Genomic DNA, 4,706 nt, shown 5'->3' on the forward strand with positions numbered 1-4,706 from the left:
GGGCATGGGTCGTGGTATGGGTATGGGACGCGGCATGGGCATGGGTCGTGGTATGGGTATGGGACGCGGCATGGGTATGGTTACTCCCCAACCTGGAGCGCCGATGGTTGCCCCTCCACCTACACAACCTTTAAGTCGAGAAGATGAAATTAAATTACTTAAAGACCACCTAAAAGCTATTGAAGAAGAAGTTAGTCGTCTAAAGTCCCGTCTTAATGCATTAAAAGAAGAGGATAAGTAAGACTGACTCTCTTCAGCTTTCTTTTTTTACTTCATTTAAATTTTGGATCTTATCCTTCACTCATTATTTTTTTCGTGACATCTGATTTGAATTTGCGGAGAATGAACTCGTGGTTCATGTAACTAAGTTTTACTATTTTATTTTCTTCTAAGAGCTTATTTATAACTTCTTCGGGTTGTAAACCTCTTTCAGAAAAAAACTTGTGTGCATAATCGACCATCATCGGATGAACTGAGGTTATTGCTAGAAATCCGTGAATAGGATCTTTTGAAACACTATCAAACAAAGCATCTTCATAACCTGTAAGTAATTCCACATGTTTCTTTCCTAAGTGATTTGAGAATATTTCATGAGCCATTAAAATAATTTTTTCATCTGCGGGTTCAACCCATGGTTCTGCTGGAGGTCTCGTGGGTATCGCAATATAAGCAATATCTACCTTCATTTCGGAAAGAAATTGAGCAATTTTGGTGATTTCATCCTCTCGATCATTAATCCCTTTAATGAGCATTGTCTCCGTTATGATCCGTCCCTTATATTTTTTCGAAAAATTTACTATGCCGTCTAATATTTCATCGAGTTTTAGCTTTGGATGTGGTCTATTAATCTTTTTCCAGATTTTTTGAGTTATTGCATCAATCTTTATGGATACAGTATCTCCATAGTATATGTCGTCTTTAACATCATCTCGATACATTAAAGACGCGTTTGTAATGACTGCCACTTTTGTAGAACGTTCTTTTTTTATTTCAGCGATTTCAAAACCTAGATTTTTGTCTAATGTTGGTTCTCCGTCAGGAACAAAAGTAATATAGTCTATGGACGCATCAAACTTCTTAGCTTCTATTACAATTCTTACAAGTTCATCGGGGTTGTAGTACTCGTTACGTTCGATTTCAAAATGTTGTGTTCTGCCAATCTGACAATAAACGCAAGAATAACTGCAATTTTTATAAAGTACATTATTAACCCCCAAAGACATGCCTAATCGTCTCGATGGAACAGGTCCAAATACTACTTTTTCCGTCATTGATGCTTCACCTGAATGCAAGTGACGCTTGCATTTTTTTTACTTTTGCGATAATTGTCGTGTTTATCAATATTTCTTTAAATGGCATTGAAAGATTTTGAAAAGCTTTAGTGACACCAGCATTGAAACATTATTTTGCATAGATATTTCTATAGTTAGAAAAAAGCAAAATCGAATGGCGGAATTCTTCCGTGAAATATTTAAGTAAGCTCCCGAGAAAATATTTAGAGGTCTTTTTATAATTGATAATAAAAACGAGGAAAGAGATAGAAAATGAGGAAAGAGATAGCGGTTGTGGGAGTTGTTATTTTAGTTTTTGGGCTAGTTTTAGCAGCCGCAGGAACGAGGACAACGTACCAAAGCGTTGAATATACTGAAAATCTACTTGACACTTCTTACACTCTTCCAGACAATTACTATGTGTATTGGTACACGGATCTAGATGCAGGAGATAAGGTATCAGGATCGATAGAAACCACCCAACCAGTGAACTTCTTTATTTTCACTTCGAATCAGTTCAACGAATGGCAGACAACCTACGCATACTCATTAACTGCACCCTCAGTTGTCACAAGAACTAATTCGCAAAGTATGGCATTCAGCGCAACTATCCAGTCCACAGATACGTATTATTTAGTTGTGTATAACGATGGACTCACAAGTTGCGAAATAACTTCAATACAAGTTGACAGAGCTTACTATGAAACTGTAGAACGTCGAGATTATACATTAAACATGATCGGCGGAATATTGGCTTTAGTTGGGATTATTATAGCAGCAGTTGGCGCTACACGAAAAGAAGTTGAAAAAGAAGCTCCACTACCTACTCCAGTTGAGCCTGCACCAGTAACACCTAAACCTGAGCCGACAATAGAACCAAAACCGGAGTTTTGTCCTTCCTGTGGTTCGGAAGTTCCAGCTGGTACGGAATTCTGTCCGCACTGCGGTTCTGCAGTTTAGCACGGATTCCATACGATTTTTATTTTTTTTAAGATTTGCGTCAGCATCACTCTATTTCTTCATAGGTAGAGCGAATGTCTCTGCAAGGAGTTTTACTTGTTCTTTTGCTTCCCAGAATTGACGCGGAAAATAAATTTCGATTATTCCACGAAGCCTGAAACTAATGTCATTGAATTCATCAATGAATGCCTGGGCATCATCCTTCGTTTTTATGTCCTCTATGATTGTTTTCGACTTTTCAATGATGTTCTCAACGGTCGTTTGTTCCACTTCTTCGATAAAACGACTAAACGTTGATATAGGGGAAATTATTTTTTGTAATCGAACGACGGTAGTTTTTCCTATCTCTCGAACTTCAACAAATCCAGTTCTTTCTAAGACTTCTAAGTTCTCACGAACTGTTGCAGTGTCAAGTCCAGTGAATTTTTCTAATATGCTTGCAGCTGCGCATCCACCAAGCCCTATTGTCGTCATCAAGAGCTTCATGCGTTCTTCTGAAGAAAACGCTTCTACCACATCGCAGCATAATGGCTTTGGCACGAACTTTAACTTTGACATACAATTCCCTCTCTATATAATATAGAATCGTTCACATAAAACCTTTAGTCAATAATCTAAATTCACTTAATTCATAAAAATTATGGAAGAGGAAATGTTCTACATCGAATTTTCTGCTAAGAAAATCTTAGACTTTGAAGAAGTCTTTCTGCAATTAGTTTCAATGATACGGCTGCAGGACTCTCTGGCGCATAGGTAACAATTGGTTCTGCTTGGCCAATAGAATATGGTACATTCTTATCGAGTGGGATCTCTCCAAGCACCTCAACGTTATTCTTTCTGGCTATTTCGAGTATCTGGACTTTTGACGGTTCATGTATATCCGATTTGTTGATAACAAGTCCAATCCCTAGTGGAAAATGTTGTGCAATATATGTGATCCTTTCGAAAGCTTTCATTGCAGAAGGTGTTGGTTCAGTTACGATGATGACATAATTCGCTCCCGTTATAGCGGCTATCACTGGGCAACCTGTCCCGGGCGCACCGTCAACTAAAAGAATATCTGCATTTACCTTTTGTGCCTCTTCTCTTCCCCGCTTTTTAATTTCTGTAACAATCTTGCCAGATCCAGTCTCACCGATAGCTATCTGTCCCGTAATTATTGGAAATCCGTCTGTATTGTTCTGTGAACTGATAACTTTTCCCCCCCGTACTGCACGTATCTCTATTGCCTCTTCTGGACAAAGTATTGCACATTTTCCACAGCCTTCACAGAGATATGGTATGATTATTGGTGGTTCTGCCAAATCTGGTTGCATTATTGCGTTTTCACTGCAAGATACAACGCATTGTCCACAATGGGTACATCTGTCAGCAAGGATGAAAGCTTTTTCTGACACCTCAATTTCGTCTTCAACTCTTCCATCGTCCTTTGCGCTCAAGAGCAATGCTAAATTTGGTGCGTCGACGTCAGCGTCCAACGCCACAAGGTTTAGATTCTTTTCGCGAAATAAAATGGCTAGTGCTGCAGCAACTGAAGTTTTTCCAACTCCGCCTTTTCCCGAGACTACCACAACTTCTTTCATTTTAAAAGCAACTCCTGAGTTTTTTCTGCCAGTTGAATTAATATTTTCCCGCTTGTGGACTCTGGGTTATAATTCACTATGGGAATTCCTTTGACATAGCTTTTAATCAGTTCATCATCGTATGGAATCCGTGCTAGCAACTCCACTGATTTTTTCTGGCATGTTGAATCAATTATTTCACTATCCGCAATATCAGATCGATTTAGTACTACTTTCGAATCAAGCATCATGACGTTCTTGGTCAGTTCGATTATTAGATCCAAATCGTGAGCCCCAAAGGGTGTTGGCTCTGTTACAGCTAATACGAGATCAGCCCCTTGCAAAGCACGGATGACGTCGCAATGGGCACCTGGGGCAGTATCGATTACCACAATATCATAGTTTTTTCCATTTTCTTTGACTTTCTTAAACGCCCTTTCTCTTGCGGCATCTACTGCGATAGCAGATTCTGGTTCTCTCAATTTTAACTCGCCACTGACAATATCGACACCATTATTTTGCCCTTCAGATGTATAACCGACAATCTTCTCCTTGTCTACTATTGCATCGGATGGGCACACTAATTGACATACTTCGCAACCTGTGCAAATTTCTGGGAACAACAGGGGTGGCTTATCGCCTACCTGCAATATAGCGTGAGCCCTACAAAATTCTGCACACTTCCCACAAAATGTGCAGTTTTCCAAAATAAATTCTGGAAGAAAACGTTTGATTACTTGCTCATTCTTTAATTCGGCACCCAAAAGAATGGCAACATTAGGACTGTCAACATCACAGTCGATGATTAAAACTCTTTTGCCCATATTTGCTAACTGGGCTGCAAGGTTAATGGCTACGACAGTTTTACCAGTGCCACCTTTGCCGCCAGTTGACGCGACTATCGGTACATCAA

6 protein-coding genes are annotated in these 4,706 nt (G+C 39.4%); 2 read left to right on the forward strand and 4 right to left on the reverse strand.

The annotated features are described in order from the left end of the window. The coding region (locus QVB70_RS08300) for a DUF5320 domain-containing protein (RefSeq protein WP_287585261.1) at nt 1–241 on the forward strand (241 nt) is incomplete at its 5' end. Nucleotides 242–290: 49 nt separating this feature from the next. Here QVB70_RS08300 and QVB70_RS08305 read toward each other — a convergent pair. Continuing rightward, complete coding sequence (locus tag QVB70_RS08305) at nt 291–1,271, reverse strand: radical SAM protein (RefSeq protein WP_287585262.1); 981 nt, start codon at nt 1,269–1,271, stop codon at nt 291–293. A 273-nt stretch (nt 1,272–1,544) separates the two neighbouring features. Here QVB70_RS08305 and QVB70_RS08310 point away from each other — a divergent pair, with 273 nt between their 5' ends. After that, nucleotides 1,545–2,231: a zinc ribbon domain-containing protein gene (locus QVB70_RS08310; protein WP_287585263.1), complete on the forward strand. Its 687-nt coding sequence runs from the start codon at nt 1,545–1,547 to the stop codon at nt 2,229–2,231. Nucleotides 2,232–2,282: 51 nt separating this feature from the next. On the opposite strand, the gene QVB70_RS08315 is transcribed toward QVB70_RS08310, so the two are convergent. From QVB70_RS08315 to QVB70_RS08325, 3 genes are all read right to left on the reverse strand, one after another. Beyond that, on the reverse strand, nt 2,283–2,789 hold the full coding sequence (locus tag QVB70_RS08315; protein ID WP_287585264.1) for a helix-turn-helix domain-containing protein: 507 nt from the start codon (nt 2,787–2,789) through the stop codon (nt 2,283–2,285). Between the two features lie 116 nt (nt 2,790–2,905). Next, complete coding sequence (locus QVB70_RS08320) at nt 2,906–3,814, reverse strand: ATP-binding protein (RefSeq protein WP_287585265.1); 909 nt, start codon at nt 3,812–3,814, stop codon at nt 2,906–2,908. After that, a partial coding sequence (locus QVB70_RS08325) for an AAA family ATPase (RefSeq protein ID WP_287585266.1) occupies nt 3,811–4,706 on the reverse strand: 896 nt, incomplete at its 5' end. The genes QVB70_RS08325 and QVB70_RS08320, both read right to left, overlap by 4 nt.

It is taken from the genome of Candidatus Borrarchaeum sp. (assembly GCF_019058535.1).
Classification (GTDB): Archaea; Asgardarchaeota; Sifarchaeia; order Borrarchaeales; family Borrarchaeaceae; genus Borrarchaeum; species Borrarchaeum weybense.